Annotated in this window: 11 protein-coding genes; 3 read left to right on the forward strand and 8 right to left on the reverse strand. The window is 70.5% G+C overall.

Going from position 1 to position 15,689, the window contains the following annotated elements:
- Positions 1-261: 261 nt before the first annotated feature.
- Entirely contained in the window at positions 262-1,353 is a 1,092-nt protein-coding gene (gene rsgA, locus LZ199_RS37750) for a ribosome small subunit-dependent GTPase A (protein ID WP_253998643.1), read from the forward strand.
- 406 nt (positions 1,354-1,759) lie between these two features.
- Here rsgA and LZ199_RS37755 read toward each other — a convergent pair whose 3' ends face one another.
- Both LZ199_RS37755 and LZ199_RS37760 read right to left on the reverse strand, forming a co-directional pair.
- Positions 1,760-2,290, reverse strand: a complete 531-nt coding sequence (locus LZ199_RS37755) for a hypothetical protein (protein WP_253998644.1) — start codon at positions 2,288-2,290, stop codon at positions 1,760-1,762.
- A gap of 38 nt (positions 2,291-2,328) precedes the next feature.
- A complete protein-coding gene (locus tag LZ199_RS37760) occupies positions 2,329-3,981 on the reverse strand; it encodes a hypothetical protein (RefSeq protein WP_253998645.1) in 1,653 nt (550 codons plus the stop codon).
- Positions 3,982-4,278: 297 nt separating this feature from the next.
- Here LZ199_RS37760 and LZ199_RS37765 point away from each other — a divergent pair, with 297 nt between their 5' ends.
- Positions 4,279-6,795: a sensor histidine kinase gene (locus LZ199_RS37765; RefSeq protein WP_253998646.1), complete on the forward strand. Its 2,517-nt coding sequence runs from the start codon at positions 4,279-4,281 to the stop codon at positions 6,793-6,795.
- Here LZ199_RS37765 and thrA read toward each other — a convergent pair.
- The 6 genes from thrA to LZ199_RS37795 all read right to left on the reverse strand — a co-directional run bounded on the left by thrA (position 6,717) and on the right by LZ199_RS37795 (position 14,454).
- Positions 6,717-9,170: a bifunctional aspartate kinase/homoserine dehydrogenase I gene (thrA, locus tag LZ199_RS37770; RefSeq protein ID WP_253998647.1), complete on the reverse strand. Its 2,454-nt coding sequence runs from the start codon at positions 9,168-9,170 to the stop codon at positions 6,717-6,719. The genes LZ199_RS37765 and thrA overlap by 79 nt on opposite strands.
- 362 nt (positions 9,171-9,532) lie before the next feature.
- Positions 9,533-11,107 carry an adenylate/guanylate cyclase domain-containing protein gene (locus LZ199_RS37775; protein WP_253998648.1) on the reverse strand — a complete coding sequence of 525 codons (1,575 nt, stop codon included), beginning with the start codon at positions 11,105-11,107 and terminating at the stop codon, positions 9,533-9,535.
- 78 nt (positions 11,108-11,185) lie between these two features.
- Positions 11,186-12,211, reverse strand: coding sequence for an inorganic phosphate transporter (locus LZ199_RS37780; protein ID WP_141643834.1), 1,026 nt, complete (start codon positions 12,209-12,211; stop codon positions 11,186-11,188).
- A gap of 1 nt (position 12,212) precedes the next feature.
- The gene (locus tag LZ199_RS37785) at positions 12,213-12,839 is read right to left on the reverse strand and encodes a DUF47 domain-containing protein (protein WP_253998649.1); all 627 of its coding nucleotides are present in this window, start codon (positions 12,837-12,839) and stop codon (positions 12,213-12,215) included.
- Positions 12,840-13,096: 257 nt separating this feature from the next.
- Positions 13,097-13,423 (reverse strand): thioredoxin, encoded by a 327-nt coding sequence (trxA, locus tag LZ199_RS37790; RefSeq protein WP_253998650.1) that lies wholly within the window; start codon positions 13,421-13,423, stop codon positions 13,097-13,099.
- A gap of 125 nt (positions 13,424-13,548) precedes the next feature.
- The gene (locus LZ199_RS37795; RefSeq protein WP_253998651.1) at positions 13,549-14,454 is read right to left on the reverse strand and encodes a LysR family transcriptional regulator; all 906 of its coding nucleotides are present in this window, start codon (positions 14,452-14,454) and stop codon (positions 13,549-13,551) included.
- 133 nt (positions 14,455-14,587) lie between these two features.
- On the opposite strand from LZ199_RS37795, the gene dusA reads away from it, so the two are divergent.
- Complete coding sequence (gene dusA, locus LZ199_RS37800; RefSeq protein WP_253998652.1) at positions 14,588-15,583, forward strand: tRNA dihydrouridine(20/20a) synthase DusA; 996 nt, start codon at positions 14,588-14,590, stop codon at positions 15,581-15,583.
- Positions 15,584-15,689 lie beyond the last annotated feature (106 nt).

Below are 15,689 nucleotides of genomic sequence, written 5' to 3' on the forward strand. Positions count from 1 at the left end.
CGGCGCCATATCCCCCGTGCACGGGGCGCGAGGCGTTGATATGCAGGGAGCGCCGGACGGCGAGCGTCGTCGTCCCACCTGTCCCCTGGAGGCTCCATGCACGCCGACATTCATCTTGCCGCGGTGGGAGTCCTGTTCACCCGGAGGACGCGGGCCTGGTAAGGCCGGCGTGCAGGCCCGTCACAGCGCGGTCCACGTCTCCGGGTGCCCCTGAAGAACCGAGGTGCGCCGCAGGCACCGCTTTGTCCGGAGTCCTTCCACGTGTCACTTGAAACCTTTGGTTGGGGGCCCGAGCTGGCCCAGTCGTTCTCCACCGTCGTCGAGTCGTCCCCGCTTCCCCTCGTCCCCGGCCGCGTGGTGCGCCAGGAGCGCGGGCTCGTCACAGTCCAGACCGGCGAGCGCACCCTGCTGGCGCGCACCGCGGGAAAGCTGCTCCACCAGGCCCCCGGCGCCGAGTCACTGCCCACCGTGGGGGACTGGGTCGCCATCCAACTGCCCCCCGGCAAAGGGGAGGGCATGCTGCACGCCGTCCTGCCTCGCCGCAGCGTGCTCGTGCGCCGCGAGGTCGGCGGCCAGAAGGGCGCGGGCCAGCTCATCGCCGCCAACCTGGACGTCGTGCTGCTCGTCTCCGGGCTGGATGGGAACTTCAACGCCCGCCGCATCGAACGCGCGCTCACCCTGGCCTGGAGCAGCGGCGCCGCCCCCGCGGTGCTGCTCACCAAGGTGGACCTCCATGACGACGCGACGGCGCTCGTCCAGGAGGTGGAGGCGCTCGCCCCCGGCGTCCCCGTGCTCGCGATGAGCTCGTGGACGGGCGAGGGGCTCGACGCGGTGCGGGCGCTCATGCCCCCCGGCAAGACGGGCGCGCTGCTCGGCTCCTCCGGCGTGGGCAAGTCCACCCTCGTCAACCGGCTCTTGGGTGAAGAGCGCCTGGCCACCCAGGCGGTCCGCGTGGAGGATGACAAGGGGCGTCACACGACGACGCACCGGGAGCTGTTCCTCCTGCCCCATGGCGGACTGCTCATCGACGGCCCCGGGATGCGCGAGCTGGGGCTGATGGGGGACGAGGAGGAGGCGCTGGAGCAGACCTTCGCCGACATCCTCGAGCTGGCCGACAGCTGCCGCTTCCGCGACTGCACGCACCAGAACGAGCCGGGCTGCGCCGTGCGCGCCGCCCTCCAGGCCGGAACGCTCCCCCCCGAGCGGCTCTCGAACTTCGAGAAGCTGCAGCGCGAGAAGGCCTTCCAGTCGCGTCAGACGAGCCCCGCCGCGCAGCGCGAGCAGCGCAAGCTGGAGAAGGGCCGCACGGTGATGGGGTGGGAAGTCTCTCGCACCAAGCGCCGCAAGGACTGAGCGCCGAGGAGAAAAATCTCCGCGGAAATGTCCCGCTCAAGGATTTCCGCGCGTCGCGTTTGGATATTTCGAAAGGTGGGGACATCCGGGCAGAGCCGGGGTGTCCAAGGGGCTCAGACGCAGAGCGTCTGAATGGCGGGTGGGGGGAGTGTCCGGGCGGCTTGCCGGCACTCGAGTTTTCGAACGCACCGCGTTCGAGGGGGGATGAGGCGCGCCGGGGGGCTCGCCTCTGACCTTGTGAGGGGGCGCCCCTGGGGAGGGGCGTGGCTTCCGGAGGGCATGCCGAGGGGCGTGCCCGACGTTGGACCGGAAGTTCGACTTTGAGCAGTCCATACGGCGGGGAGCGCGTCGAGGGGGCGCGCTCCCCGCGGTTCTTTTCAGGGCCCTGAGGCCCGCCGCGCGTGAGCTACCGCGCGGAGTCGGACGAGGGCATCAGCTTGATGGGCTGGCCGTCGTCCCCCGTCACCACGTCACCCTGGGTCTTCTGCTGCTCCACGCTGGGCTCGCCCACGGAGAAGCTGGCCACCTTCGTCAGCGGAGCGCCTCGGAAGTTGCCGCTGACGGTGACAACGAGGTGCGAGCGCCCGTCGCCGGGAGCGAAGTCCACGTCCAGCGTGGTGGTGGTGGGCTGCTCGAAGCGCGCGCCCCGCAGGGGCGTGGAGTCGCTCGTCACGCGCAGCCCGTCCACGCCGGAGAGGTTCACCTGGACGTCGCTGGCGGGGCCCTGGAAGCGCAGGGTGATGGTGGCCTTGTCGCCGGCCACCTTGGCGCCCACCTCCACCGGCGCGCTGAGCTTGGCCGTGACGGCCCCGTTCGCGTGCGACGAGGTGTCCGCCGTGCCACTCCCCGCGGGGGTGCTCTTCGCCGGAGAGGTGCAGGCCACCGGCGCCAGGAGCGCGAGGAGGCCGGAGAGGACCGCGGGTGCGATGCGATTCATGAGAACTCCTGGGGGAGACTGAAAGAGGCGAGGTCCGTTCATGGGCTGGTGATGGAGACGGAGTAGTTGTAGGTGCCCGTGCTTTCCTTGAAGCCCGTCACAATCAGCACGTATTGACGGTCCGCCTGGCTGGAGAAGCTGAAGGACTCCGTGCCGCTGAGGAACTTGTCGGCGAAGCCCGCTTCGGTGCCCTGCTGCAGGGCCAGGATGGCCACGTCCTCGGTGGAGTTGGCGGAGATGTTCACCGTCCTGCCCGTGCCGTTGAAGACGTAGTACCGGTTCTGCTGCTGCTTGTTGGACTCCTCGCCGCCCGTGAGGGTGCCGCTGGTGTTGAACGGCAGCGACGCCACGTTCGTGTACATGGCCGCCAGCCGGGTGTCGCCCTCGCCGAAGGCGGAGCGAATCGAGCCGATTTGATAGTGGGCCGCCAGCGTGTCCAGGGCCGCCGCGTTGACGCCCGGCTGCGCCTTGAGCCCGTGGATGAAGGAGCCGATGGTCGTCAGCGCGGGCGTCGTCTTCTGCGGTCCCACCAGCACGTCGTACAGCGTGCCGATGCCGACGGACACCTGGTCATACGAGGACTCGGCCGCGGTCGGCCCGTCGAAGATGTCGTAGAGCAGCCGCATGACGCTGAACTCGGAGAAGACGCTCGGCGCCGGGTCATCCGTGGGCGAGGGGGCCGTCTCCATGTCGAAGCCGAAGGAGTTCAGCCGGCCTCCCTGCCAGTAGGTGTCCGCGTAGACGGGGTCCGGCAGGAGGATGGCGGAGAGCGCGTTGCCGTAGCCCTCGCCGAAGGCGATGCGCGGGTCCAGCACGTCGCCGCTGGTGTGCGGTCCGCCCGGGTTGTCCGCGCGGGAGAGGTTGGCCTCGAAGAAGTGCCCCCACTCGTGGGCGATGACGTGGTTGTCGAACTCGTCGGTGTCCACGTTCTCCTTGCCCAGCACGTAGACTTCATTCTCCGTGGGAGAGAAGTGCGAGGTGCCAATCTGCCCGCTGGCGGTGTTGCCGCGCTCCGGGACGTTGTTCGGGCTCCAGTTCACCTTGAGCGGCGGAAAGGGGACCGTGCGCACGGCGAGGAAGGCCCGCGACGAGGTGTACAGGGTGTCCAGGATGGCGAAGGGCGCGGCGACGCGCTGGGCCGCGTTGTAGGAGGAGCCCGTCCAGCCGTGGCCCGCGTGCAAATCCCTGCTCGTGGTGCCGCCGGTGATGGTGGCGGACACGGCCCAGATGGCGTTGCCCGACGTGTTGTCCTCCACCTGGATGGAAGGCGTCGTCGTCTTCGCCAGGGTCGCCAGCGTCAGGTTGGCGCCGGTGCCCGCGGTGTAGGTGAGCTGGTAGCGACCGTCCTCTCCCGTCAACGCCGTGCCGAGCACGACGGCGCCCCGCATCACCTGGACGGTGGCGTTGCGCACGGGCCTCACGCTCGTCTGCTGGAAGGCCAGCGTGCCGCCGCGGGTGGGCGTGGTCGTGAAGGTGGCCGGGACGAAGTCGTACGTCACCCGGCCGCTGAGGGTGGCGGTGACTGGCGGGCCCGCATCGGGCTCGGGCCCCGCATCGGGCTGCCCTCCCGCGTCGGGCTTGTCGTCGTCGTCGTCATTGTCATCCCCGGGACAGCCGAACACGGTGAGACTGAGCGCGAGCGCCAGAATCGCGCTGGTGCGGCCCCAGACCGATTTGCGAGACACGTACATTCCGTCCTCCCCCTTCCTTTCGCTTTCGATGGGTGGTGGGCATTCTCGGCGGGTCCCTCCGGAACATCAAACGCCCCGACGCGACAAATCCTCCTGGGACGCGAATTGTCGGGGAAGGATGGGCACCCTGGCGGCAAGGGCGTCCTGGCGGTCGGACCTGCCTTCGTGGCTCGCCGGGCGGGTTGGCCCGGGCCTGGGACCGGGGTGTGGGTTGGCGGTGGAGCAGCGCGCGCGCATCGTTGTCCCAGGCGTCGCGCGCGGGGGGCGAGCGACCTGCCGACGCACCGTCTGCTCGCCATGCCCTCTTCGACCGACAGCTCGAGCCCGCCCCTCCACGTCGGGAAGGGTGCGTCCGGCGAGGGGGCGGAGTGCCTCTTCGAGGCCGTCGTCGCCAGCATGGCGGAGGGCGTGACGGTGGTGGACGAGCTCGGCCGGTTCGTCTTCATCAACCCCACCGCGGAGCGGTTGCTGGGCGTGAGCGTCGCGGACACGGACCTCTCCCAGTGGTCCGAGCACTACGGGCTCTTCCTTCCGGACCAGCGCACGCCCTATCCCCCAGAGGACCTGCCCCTGGCGCGCGCCATCCGTGGCGAGTCGCTGAGCCAGGTGGAGGTCTTCCTGCGCAACCCCGCCAGGCCCCAGGGAGTCTGGCTGCTGGTGAGCTGCCGGCCGGTGTGGGACGCGCGGGGCGCTCTCCGGGGCGGGGTCGCCGTCTTCAACGACGTCACCGAGTTCAAGCAGGCCGAGCAGGCCTTGCTCGAGAGCGAGCAGAAGTACCGGACGCTCTACAACAGCACGCCGGTGATGATGCACTCCATCGACCGCGACGGGCGGCTGGTGAGTGTCAGCGACTGCTGGCTGGCCACGCTGGGCTACTCGCGCGAGGAGGTGCTGGGCCGCGACTCGGTGGAGTTCCTGACGGAGGAGTCCGCCAGGCACGCCCGGCAGACGGTCCTCCCCGCCTTCTTCAAGAAGGGCACCTGCAAGGACGTGCCGTACCAGCTCGTGAAGAAGAACGGCGAGCGCCTGGACGTGCTGCTGTCCGCCATCGCCGAGCGCGACCCCCAGGGCAGGTGGGTCCGCTCGCTCGCCGTGCTGCTCGACGTGACGGAGCGCAAGCGCGCGGAGGATGCCCTCCAGCAGAGCGAGCGGCAACTGCGCGCCATCCTGGACAACGCCACCTCCATCTTCGTCCTGCTCGACACCCAGGGTCGCTACATCTTCGTGAACCGGCAGTGGGAGCGGCTGTTCCACCGCACGCGCGAGGACGTCACGGGCAAGACGGTCCACGACATCTTCCCGCCCGACAGCGCGGCCGGCTTCCAGTCGATGACCGAGTCGGTGCTCCAGCTCCGCGCGCCCCGGGTCCAGGAGGAGCTCATCCCCCACGAAGACGGCATGCACACGCACATCACCCAGAAGTTCCCGCTCATGGATGCCTCGGGAGTGCCCTATGCCGTCTGCGGCATCTCCACGGACATCTCCGAGCGCAAGCGGATGGAGGAGGCGCAGCGGTTCCTCGCCGAGGCGAGTCGGGAGCTGGGCACGTCGCTGGACTACGAGACGACGCTCCAGCACGTCGCGGAGCTGGCGGTGCCCCGGCTGGCGGACGTGTGCGTCGTCTTCATTCCGGAGGAGGGCGCGGGACTGAGACCGGTGGCGGTGGCGGCCCATCAGCCCGGCCAGGTGGAGGACGTGCGGGAGTTGCTCGCGGCGCACCCGCTGCTCCCGGACGCGACACGAGGCCCGGTGGCGGTGATGGCGACGGGGCGCTCGGAGTGCTCGCGGTTGCCGGGGGGCATCCTGGACGACCAGGGCGGGCGGCTGGATGAAAAGCAGTGGCGCCGTGTGCGGGAGCTGGGCGGGCGGCCCTCCCTCAGCGTGCCGCTCCAGGCGCGCGGCCGGAGCCTGGGGGTGCTGACGCTCCTGGCGGCGTCGCGGTCCGCGCGCGCCTTCAGCGAGGACGAGGTGGCGCTGGTGGAGGAGCTGGGACGCCGCGCGGCCTTCGCCATCGACAACGCGCAGCTCTACCGCAAGTCCCAGGAGGCCATCCGCGTCCGCGATGAGTTCCTCTCCATCGCCTCGCATGAGCTGAAGACGCCGCTGACCTCCATGAAGCTGCGCATGCAGCAGATGGGAGCGCTCCTGTCGCGGCCCCGGCCCGACTCGACGCTCGCCGCGCGCCTGTCCGCCATGCTGCTCGTCTGCGAGAGCCAGCTCTCCCGGCTGTCGCGCCTGGTGGAGCACCTGCTGGATGTCTCCCGCATCCACGAGTCGCGGCTCGCGCTGCGCCTGGAGGAGGTGGACCTGGCCGTCGTCGCGCGCGACGTGGTGGGCCACCTGCGGGAGCAGTTGGAGAAGGCGGGCTGCGAGCTGGTGCTGGAGGCGCCGGAGTCGCTGCCGGGTCGGTGGGACCGGCTGCGGCTGGAGCAGGTGATGATGAACCTGCTGACGAACGCGGTGAAGTACGGCGCGGGCCAGCCCATCTGGTTGCGACTGGCCTCCCACGACGAGCGGGTGTGGCTGAGCGTGGAGGACCGGGGGATGGGCATCCCCCGGGAGGCCCAGGCGCGCATCTTCGAGCGCTTCGAGCGCGCCGCCTCACCCAACTACGGCGGGCTGGGCCTGGGCCTCTTCATCACCCGGCAGATTGTCGAAGCCCACGGCGGCCGGGTGTGGGTGGAGAGCGAGCCGGGGCGGGGCGCCCGCTTCGTCGTCGAGCTGCCCCAGTGGACTCACGTCAACGGGCCTTCCACCAGCCGCAGCACGTCCGCCAGCACGCCGGACGCCGTCACCGCCGCGCCCGCGCCGTAGCCCCGGATGACCAGCGGCGTGGGGCTGTAGCGCTCGGAGAGGAAGCTGAGCGCGTTCTCTCCGCCCTTCACCGCCGCCAGCGGGTTCTCCAGCGGCACGGCCTTGAGGCCCACCGCGCAGCCCTCCTCTCCGACGCTGCCCACGTACCGCAGCACCTTCCCCTCGTCGCGCAGGCGCTCCACGCGGCGCTGGAAGTCCGCGTCGATGCCCGGCAGGCGCGCGAGGAACGCGTCGAGCGGGCCCGTCGCGTCGAAGTCCGCGGGCAAAAGCGACTCCAGGGCCACCTGCTCCAGCTCGACGGTGCGGCCCAGCTCCCGGGCGAGGATGAGCACCTTGCGCGCCACGTCGGTGCCCTGCAAATCGTCGCGAGGGTCCGGCTCCGTGAAGCGCTTCTCCATGGCGGTGCCCACCGCCTGGGACAGCGGCACGCCCTGCTCGGTGAGGCCGAGGATGAAGGACAGGGAGCCGGAGAGGATGCCCTCAATCCGACGCACCTGGTCTCCGGTGCGCAGCATGTTCTTCAGCGTGTCGATGACGGGCAGGGCCGCGCCCACGTTCGTCTCGTAGAGGAAGCGGCGCTGGTGGCGGGAGGCTGTCTCGCGGATGGCGCGATAGTGGGCCATGCGGCCCGCGTTGGCCTTCTTGTTGGCGGTGACGACGTGGAGCCCCGAGGCCAGAAGGGACGGGTAGGCGAGCGCCACGTCCTCGCTGCTGGTGCAGTCCACGAAGATGGGGCGGCCCGGGCGCTTCTCTCGAGCCTGCTCACGGAAGGCGTCCAGCGACGCTGACACGTTTCCCGCCTCCAGCCTCTCCTTCCACTGCTCCAGGGGGATGCCCGCGGGCTCGATGACACCCTTGCGGCTGTTGGCGATGGCGCACACGCGCAGCTCCACCCCCTGCGCGCGCAGTTGGGGGGCCTGCTGGCGAATCTGCCGCATCAGCTCTCCGCCCACGCTGCCCACGCCGGCCACCAGCAGCTCCACCACCTCCGTGGTGCCGAAGTAGCGGTGGTGCACGTGCGCCATGGCGCGGGGCCCGTCCGCCTCGGTGATGACGGCGGAGATGCTGCGCTCGCTGGAGCCCTGGGCGATGGCGGCGATGCTGCACCCCACGTCCGCCAGGCCGCTGAAGAAGGTGCCGGCCACGCCCACGCGGTGGCGCATGCCGTCGCCGACGATGCTGAGCACCGCCAGCTGCCCCTGTCGCTCAATCGTGTCCACCTTGCCGGCCTCGCGCTCCACCTCGAACTCGGACTCCAGCGCGCGCACGGCGGCCTCGGACTCCGCCTGCTGCACGCAGAAGCTGATGGAGCACTCGCTGGATCCCTGGGTGATGAGGACGACGGAGATGTGGGTGCGGGCCATGGCCGCGAAGACGCGCGCGGCGGTGCCGGGGACGCCCTTGAGGCCCGCGCCGGCGATGTTGATGAGCGCCACGTCGCGCAGGAAGGACAGGCCGCGCACGGGGTGGTCCGGCGGGGCGGCGGAGTCCGTCACCAGGGTGCCGGGGTGTTCGGGGCGGAAGCTGTTGCACACGCGCACGGGGATGCCGCGCTCGCGGGCGGGGGCAATCGTCTTGGGGTGGAGCACCTTGGCGCCGAAGTACGCCAGCTCCATCGCCTCCTCGAAGCTGACCTCCGCCAGCGGGAAGGCCTCGGGCACCATGCGCGGGTCGGCGCTGAAGATGCCGTCCACGTCCGTCCAGATTTCCAGCAGCTTCGCATCCAGCGCCGCCGCGGCCAGCGCCGCCGAGTAGTCCGAGCCTCCCCGGCCCAGCGACATCGTCTTGCCGCGCCCGTCGCCGCCGAAGAAGCCCGGCATCAGCAGGAGCCCCGGGCCCTGCGCGTCGCGCAGCGAGGCGAAGCGCACGCGAATCTCGTCCATGCGGGGCGTGGCCTGCAGCGGGTCCCCAGCGCAGATGAGGGTGTGCCGCGGGTCCACCGCGTGGGGCGAAAGCTTGCGCGCCGACATCAAGGCCTCCAGCAGCAGACAGGAGGCGCGCTCACCCAGGCCGGACAGGTGGGCGAGCACCGAGGGAGAGCACTCACGCAAGAGGCTCACGCCCTGGAGCAGCCCGCGCAGCTCGGTGGAGATGGCCGCGAGCCCCAGCTCCAGCGGCGCGAGCGCCTCCAGCTCGCTTCCCAGCTCCCGGGCAATGGAGAGGTGGGTCTGCTCGAAGCGGGAGAGCGCCGTGTCCACCGCGCCGCCCTCCTGGGCCACCCGCGCCGTGTCCACCAGGAGGTTGGTGATGCCGGTGACGGCCGAGGCCACCACACACACCCGCGTCTCCCTGCGCGCCTGCTCCACCAGGTCCACCACGCGCCGAATCTGCGCGGTGCCGCCCACGCTCGTCCCCCCGAATTTCATCACCCGCATGACGGCACCAGGCGGCGGGCGGAGGGGCGCGAGGCGGCGGACTGTCGGGGCGTCGTCGGGGTCTGGGTCTGCATGGGGTTCCGTGAGGGTGTGGAGGGAAACGAAAAAAGCCCCGCGCGGGGGAGCGCGGGGCCAGGTCGGAAGGACTTCCAGTTCCGAGCTAGACCTCCCGCGCTCCGCGGAGAGTCGTGGTCGTCGTCGTCGTGGAGGGAGCGGTCGCCGCGCGCGCGAAGGACGAGGACGTCTGTCCCGGGGTCCACGCGAAGTCGGAGCGCATGCCGTTCACGAAGTGGAACGCTGACCGATGACCCTGGTGCGAGTCAAGCCGCCCTCCCAGCCAGGCAGGCGAGGGCCATGTCGCCTCAGTCGTCCCAGGCCACCTGGTGGAGCGTCAGCGCGTCCTGCTTGCCCTTGACCCGGGTGGGCGGCAGCGGCGTCAGGCGCCAGGTGGCGTCGCGCAGGCGGACGCGCGTGGCGTCCGAGACGACGACCTCTCCCGCCTTCGCCACGCCGCACACGCGACTGGCCACGTTGGTGACGTCGCCCAGGGTGGCGTACTGGAGATAGCGCTCGGAGCCGATGTTGCCCGCGGCGGCGGGCCCGCTGTTGAGGCCCACGTGGATGCGCAGCTCCGGATGGCCCTTGGCGCGAAAGCGCGCGTTGAGCGCCACCAGCGCGCGCTGCATGTCCACCGCGGCGCGCAGGGCCCGGTCCGCGTCGTCCTCGCGGGAGAAGGGCGCGCCCCAGACGGCCATCAGCGCGTCGCCGATGTACTTCTCCAGCGTCCCCTCGTGGCGGAAGACGGCGTCCGCCATCACCGGGAAGTAGTCGTTGAGCATGTCGACGACTTCTCGCGGACGCAGCGACTCCGACAGCGGCGTGAAGTCGGAGATGTCGGCGAAGAGCACCGTCACCTCCGTCTCCACCACCTCCAGCATGGCGCCCGGGGACGCGTTGAGTCTGCGCACGACGGCGGGCGGGAAGAAGCGCAGGTACGTGTTGCGCAGCACGGCCTCCTCTTCCAACCGCCGCGAAAGCCGCGCGTTGTCGATGGCGACCGCCGCCTGGTTGGCGAAGGCGGTGAGGAACTCCAGGTCCTCCTCGGTGAAGAGCCCGCCCTGCGAGCGGTTGTCCACGTAGAGCACGCCCAGCCAGGTGTCGCGGGGCCGCAGGGGCACGCACATGGCGGAGAGGATGGCCTGCGCGCGGATGGAGGCGGAGCTGTCCAGGCGCAGGTCGCCCTGGGCGTTGGCGAACAGCGACGCCAGCCCATGCTCCCGGACGAAGTCGACAATGCGCTGGCTGTAGAAGCGCTCCGGCGGCGACTCGCCATTGGCCGCGCGTGTGACGCGGGGGCGCAGCTCACCGGTGGCCTCGTCCACCAGCAGGAGCGCCGCGCGGTCCACGCCGAGGATGCGGAAGACGAGCTGGAGGATGCGCTCCAACAGCGTGTCGAGGGCGCCAGGAGAGGAGAGCAGTTGCGCCACCGCGAGCAGCACCTGGAGCCGCTCCCGGGTGAGGTCGCCCGCGGGCTCCGGCCGCACCCGCAGCCGGGGCGCGTCCGCGTCCAGCAGCGTCTCCAATGGAGACAGGGTGAAGCGCGTGTCCAGCGTGCGCGTGTGCAGCGGGCTCAGCGCCTCCTCGGGCTCCGGGTCGCCCGCGAGCAGCTGGAACCACACCTCGCCGCAGCGGAAGGCGTCTCCCTCCTGGAGGACGTGGCGCTCGACGCGGACCTCGCCCAGGAAGGTGCCGTTCTTGCTGCCCTGGTCCACCAGCACCACGCGCGAGCCCTGGCGCTCCAGCCGCGCATGGCGCCGCGAGAGGCTCTTGTGGAGCACGCAGACGGAGCTCTCGTCCGTCCTGCCGATGGTGGTGGTGCCCTCGGGGAGCAGGAGCTCCTGCTCTCCCTCCCGCCCGGGGTTGAGGATGAGGCGCATGGAGCGGGGGATGCTAACACCCGCCCGCGGGCCTCCCGAAGGAAGTGGCCAGCGCGGGCGGGCGAAGTGGCCGGGGCTTCAGCCCACCAGCCGGACGACAACCTGGGTAAGCCCGTAGACGAGCAGCGCCATGAGCGCGGCGGCGGGGATGGTGAACACCCAGGCCCAGATGATGCGACCGGCCACGCCCCACTTCACCGCGCGCCAGCCGCGCGTGGAGCCCACGCCGACGATGGCGCCGGTGATGGTGTGGGTGGTGGACACGGGGATGCCCAGCTCCGCCAGGGCGATGATGGTGACGCCGCCACCGGTCTCCGCGCTGAAGCCGCCGATAGGCGCCAGCTTCGTGAGGCTGTGGCCCATGGTGCGGATGATGCGCCAGCCGCCGAAGAACGTGCCCAACGCAATCGCCGCGTGACAGGAGATGATCATCCACCAGTCGATGTGGAACGGGCGGTCCTTCCAGATGGTGCCGAAGAGCACCACGGCGATGATGCCCATCACCTTCTGCGCGTCGTTGGTGCCATGGCTGTACGAGAAGATGGCGGACGACACGAGCTGGAGCCGACGGAACCACCGGTCCACATAGGTGGGCGTCTGCTTGTGCACCACCCAGGTGCTGATGAGCATCAGCGTCATGCCCAGGAACGTGCCGATGAGCGGGGAGAGCACGATGAAGGCGGCGATCTTCGCGATGCCCGCGCCCATCAGCCCCTTGAAGCCCAGCACCGGCACCGTCGCGCCAATCATTCCACCCGCGAGCGCGTGCGACGAGGAGGAGGGCAGGCCCCACCACCACGTCAGCAGGTTCCAGGCGATGGCGCCCATGAGCGCGGCGAAGATGACCGACAGCACGGCCGAGGGGCCCGCGCCGCGCAGCATGTCGAAGTTGATGATGCCCTTGCCCATGGTGTTGGCGACATGGACACCGCCGCTGAAGGCGGCAATGAAGTTGAAGAAAGCGGCCCACGCCACGGCCAGGTTCGGTGACAACACCCGGGTGGACACCACCGTGGCGATGGAGTTCGCCGCGTCGTGGAAGCCGTTGATGAAGTCGAAGATGAGGGCGACTCCAACTATCAGGATGACGGCCGCGAGTAGCATCTCAGGAGTGCTCCAGCACCACGCCCTCGATGACGTTCGCCACGCCCTGACACTTGTCCGTGGCGGTCTCGATGAGGTCGTAGATCTCCTTCCACTTGATGATGGTCAGGGTGTCCACGCCGCTCTTGAAGAGCCGGCCCAGCCCGGAGCGCAGCACCTCGTCCGCCTGCGTCTCCAGCCGCTTGATTTCCTTGCAGCCCGCCAGAATCTGGTCCGGCTTCTTGATGAGCCGCAGCGCCGCCACCACCTCCTGCACCTTCTCCGCGGACATCACCAGCAGGCGCGCCAGCTCCGTCGCGTCGGGCAGGCTGCTCTGGATTTCGTAGTAGTGCAGCCGGGACGCGGCCGCGTTCGCCAGGTCCAGCACGTCGTCGATGCGCGACAGTAGCGAGTGGATCTGCGTGCGGTCGAACGGGGTGATGAACTGCTTGTGCAGACGGTTGAAGGCGGTGTGGGTGACTTCGTCGCCCTCGTGCTCCACGTCCTTGAGCGCGCGGACCCGTGCGGGCACATCGCGATAGTCGCTCAGCAGTTCGTACAGCATCTTCGCGCCTTGAACTGTCGCGGCGCACTGCTTGTCGAAGTCGTCGAAGAACTCATCCGACTTGGGCATCAGCCTTTCGAGCATGGCTACCTCCCGGTTGGGCACACCCGGGATGTCACCTGCGTGTGACGCTCCCGTGGCGCGCCCGTGACTACCTCACCTGGGGATAATCGCCAGCCTTCCTTTTTGACTTGCAACTGAAAGCCGGTCACCTCAGAGGGCGGCCGTACTCACGGCCGGTGCTACAGGCCAGGCTCACCCGGGGTGGGCTGCTGTCGTCCTGGCCCTCCTCTGTCTCCCTCCAGGAGCCGGCCTTCACGGGCCGCGCGAGACGGCGCGTCTCAGAGCTGAGCGAGCAGCTCCTGCTCCAACCGGGCCCGGGGCATCGCGCCCACGAGCTGGCGGACCACCTTGCCCTCCTTGAACACGAGCAGGCAGGGCAAGGCGCGGATGCCGTAGCGCTGCGCCGTCTGCTGGTGGGTGTCCACGTCGATTTTCGTCACCTTGAGCCGGCCCCGGTACTCGACGGCGAGCGCGTCCAGGATGGGAGCGATGAAGCGGCACGGGGGACACCACGTGGCGGTGAAGTCCACCAGCACCGGCCCCTTCGCCTCCAGCACCTCCCGGTCGAACTCCGCGTCTCCCAGCTCGATGACCTCCGTCGCCATGTTCCTGTCCTCCTCGTGAGGCCACGGCCCTTGGGGCCGCGCCGTGCGTGTGGAGGCAAGGTGTAGTGGCCGGGCGGCACGGGGACGAGAGCCCCTGGCGGAACGCTGGGTTGCGGGAAGCGCCCCTATCGCGCGCGGGTGGGGGAGGTGGCCTCTTCTTCCCAGGGCAGCGCGGCGCCGCGCTCTCCCAGGAGCGTCAGGAAGGCGCGGACCTTGGGCGGAAGCTGCCGGCTGCTGGGGTAGACGGCGAAGATGGGGATGCCCGGAGGCGTGGCTTCCTCCAGGACGGGGACGAGCAGTCCGTTCCTCACGTCGTCGACGACGAGCGACGCGGGCAGCCGCACCACGCCCAGTCCCGCGCGAGCCGCCGCCTGGCCCGCGCGCACGCTGGGCACTCGCAGTCGCCCGGTGACCGGGACGCTCCGGGCGGTGCGGCCCTCGCCGAAGAACCAGACCTCGTCGGTGCCGGGCTCGGCCAGCACGACGCAGGAGTGACTCTGGAGTTCGGCGGGAGTTTTCGGAGTGCCCTGCCGGGAGAGGTAGGCGGCGCTGGCGTAGTAGCCGGTGCGCAGGCGCCCCAGCTTGCGCGCCACCAGCGACGAGTCCGCGAGCGGCCCGGTGCGCAGCGCCAGGTCGTACTCCTCCGCGATGAGGTCCACGTGGGCCTCGGCGAGCGAGACCTCCACGCGCAGGAGCGGGTGGCGCAGGAGCAGCTCGGCGATGACGGGCGTGAGCAGCTCGCCCAGGAGGGAGAGGGTGGCGATGCGCAGGGTGCCCTGGGGCGTGGCGCGGGACTCCCCCAGCGCGCGGTTCACCTCGCGGGCCTCGGCGACCAGCCGCGCGCAGTGGGCGTGGTAGTCGCGCCCGGCCTCGGTGAGGCGGAGGTGGCGGGCGTTGCGCTCCAGCAGGCGCACCCCCAGGCGCTCCTCCAGCGCGGAGAGCCGGCGGCTGACGGTGGACTTGCGCAGGCCCAGGCGTGTGGAGGCTGCGGTGATGCCGCCCGCGGTCACCACCTCCGAGAAGAGGAGCATGTCATCCAGGAGGGGCGGGCTCGGGGGCACGGGGGCAGCCTAGCCGGGACGGTTGTCCGGCTCCTCTCCCTTCGGGCCCCCGGGCCTCACTGGGGGGTGGGCAGGGGAGGGAAAGCCGGGTAGATGAAGCCCGATGCCTTCCCGACTCATGCCCTTGTGCGTCGCGCCGATGATGGACTGGACGGACCGGAACTGCCGGTACTTCCACCGTCAAATCAGCAGGCACACGCTGCTGTACACGGAGATGCTGACCACGGGCGCCGTGCTCCATGGCGACCGCGAGCGGCTGCTGGGCTACGAGGCGGCCGAGCACCCGGTGGCCATCCAGCTCGGAGGCTCGGAGCCGGAGGCCCTGGCCGAATCCGCGCGCATCGCCGAGGCGTGGGGCTATGCCGAGGTGAACCTCAACGTGGGCTGCCCCAGCGACAGGGTGCAGTCCGGCCGCTTCGGCGCGTGTCTGATGGCGGAGCCGGAGCTGGTGGCGCGGCTGGTGGGCGCCATGCGCGCGGCGGTGAAAATCCCGGTGACGGTGAAGTCGCGCATCGCCATCGACGAGATGGAGGAGTGGCCCACGCTGGAGCGCTTCGTGCGTCTGGTGTCCGCTGAGGGCTGCACGCGGTTCATCGTCCATGCGCGCAAGGCGTGGCTCCAGGGCTTGAGCCCCAAGGAGAACCGGGATGTGCCGCCGTTGCGCTACGACCTGGTCCACCGGCTCAAGCAGGAGCTGCCCCACCTGGACATCAGCATCAACGGCGGCATCAAGACGCTGGACGCCGCCGCCGAGCATCTCGCGCACGTGGATGGGGTGATGATTGGCCGCGCCGTCTACGAGAATCCCTACCTGCTCGCGGAGGCGGACCGTCGCTTCTTCGGCGCCGAGGAGGCTCCGCGAGAGCGGCACGAAGTGGTGGAGGCCATGCTCCCGTACATCGAGCGGAGCCGTCAGCGGGGCGCGCCGCTTGGCGCCGTCACGCGGCACATGCTCGGCCTGTTCCAGGGGCTGCCCGGTGCGCGCGCGTGGCGCCGGCACCTGAGCGAGAACGCACACAAGCCGGGCGCTGGGCCGGAAGTGGTGGTGGCCGCGCTCGCGAAGGTACGGCGTGAGCCCGAAGCGGACGTCGCGGCCTGAGCCGGAGGCGGACGTCGTGGCCTGCGCCCGTAGCGCGGTCACCGCCGCCTGAGCCGGATGCCGTCGCCGCCGCCTGAACGCCACGTCGTGCTGTCGACGCGAGCGC

The organism is Myxococcus qinghaiensis (genome assembly GCF_024198215.1).
Lineage (GTDB): Bacteria > Myxococcota > Myxococcia > Myxococcales > Myxococcaceae > Myxococcus > Myxococcus qinghaiensis.

Bases quoted from the DNA above. Each gene is read 5' to 3' on its own strand.
- LZ199_RS37785 (WP_253998649.1), bottom strand. From the start codon at position 12,839: ATGCTCGAAAGGCTGATGCCCAAGTCGGATGAGTTCTTCGACGACTTC.
- LZ199_RS37775 (WP_253998648.1), bottom strand. From the start codon at position 11,107: ATGCGCCTCATCCTCAACCCCGGGCGGGAGGGAGAGCAGGAGCTCCTG.
- LZ199_RS37795 (WP_253998651.1), bottom strand. From the start codon at position 14,454: ATGCTCCTCTTCTCGGAGGTGGTGACCGCGGGCGGCATCACCGCAGCC.
- trxA (WP_253998650.1), bottom strand. From the start codon at position 13,423: ATGGCGACGGAGGTCATCGAGCTGGGAGACGCGGAGTTCGACCGGGAG.
- LZ199_RS37780 (WP_141643834.1), bottom strand. From the start codon at position 12,211: ATGCTACTCGCGGCCGTCATCCTGATAGTTGGAGTCGCCCTCATCTTC.
- LZ199_RS37765 (WP_253998646.1), top strand. From the start codon at position 4,279: ATGCCCTCTTCGACCGACAGCTCGAGCCCGCCCCTCCACGTCGGGAAG.
- thrA (WP_253998647.1), bottom strand. From the start codon at position 9,170: ATGCGGGTGATGAAATTCGGGGGGACGAGCGTGGGCGGCACCGCGCAG.
- LZ199_RS37755 (WP_253998644.1), bottom strand. From the start codon at position 2,290: ATGAATCGCATCGCACCCGCGGTCCTCTCCGGCCTCCTCGCGCTCCTG.
- LZ199_RS37760 (WP_253998645.1), bottom strand. From the start codon at position 3,981: ATGTACGTGTCTCGCAAATCGGTCTGGGGCCGCACCAGCGCGATTCTG.
- dusA (WP_253998652.1), top strand. From the start codon at position 14,588: ATGCCTTCCCGACTCATGCCCTTGTGCGTCGCGCCGATGATGGACTGG.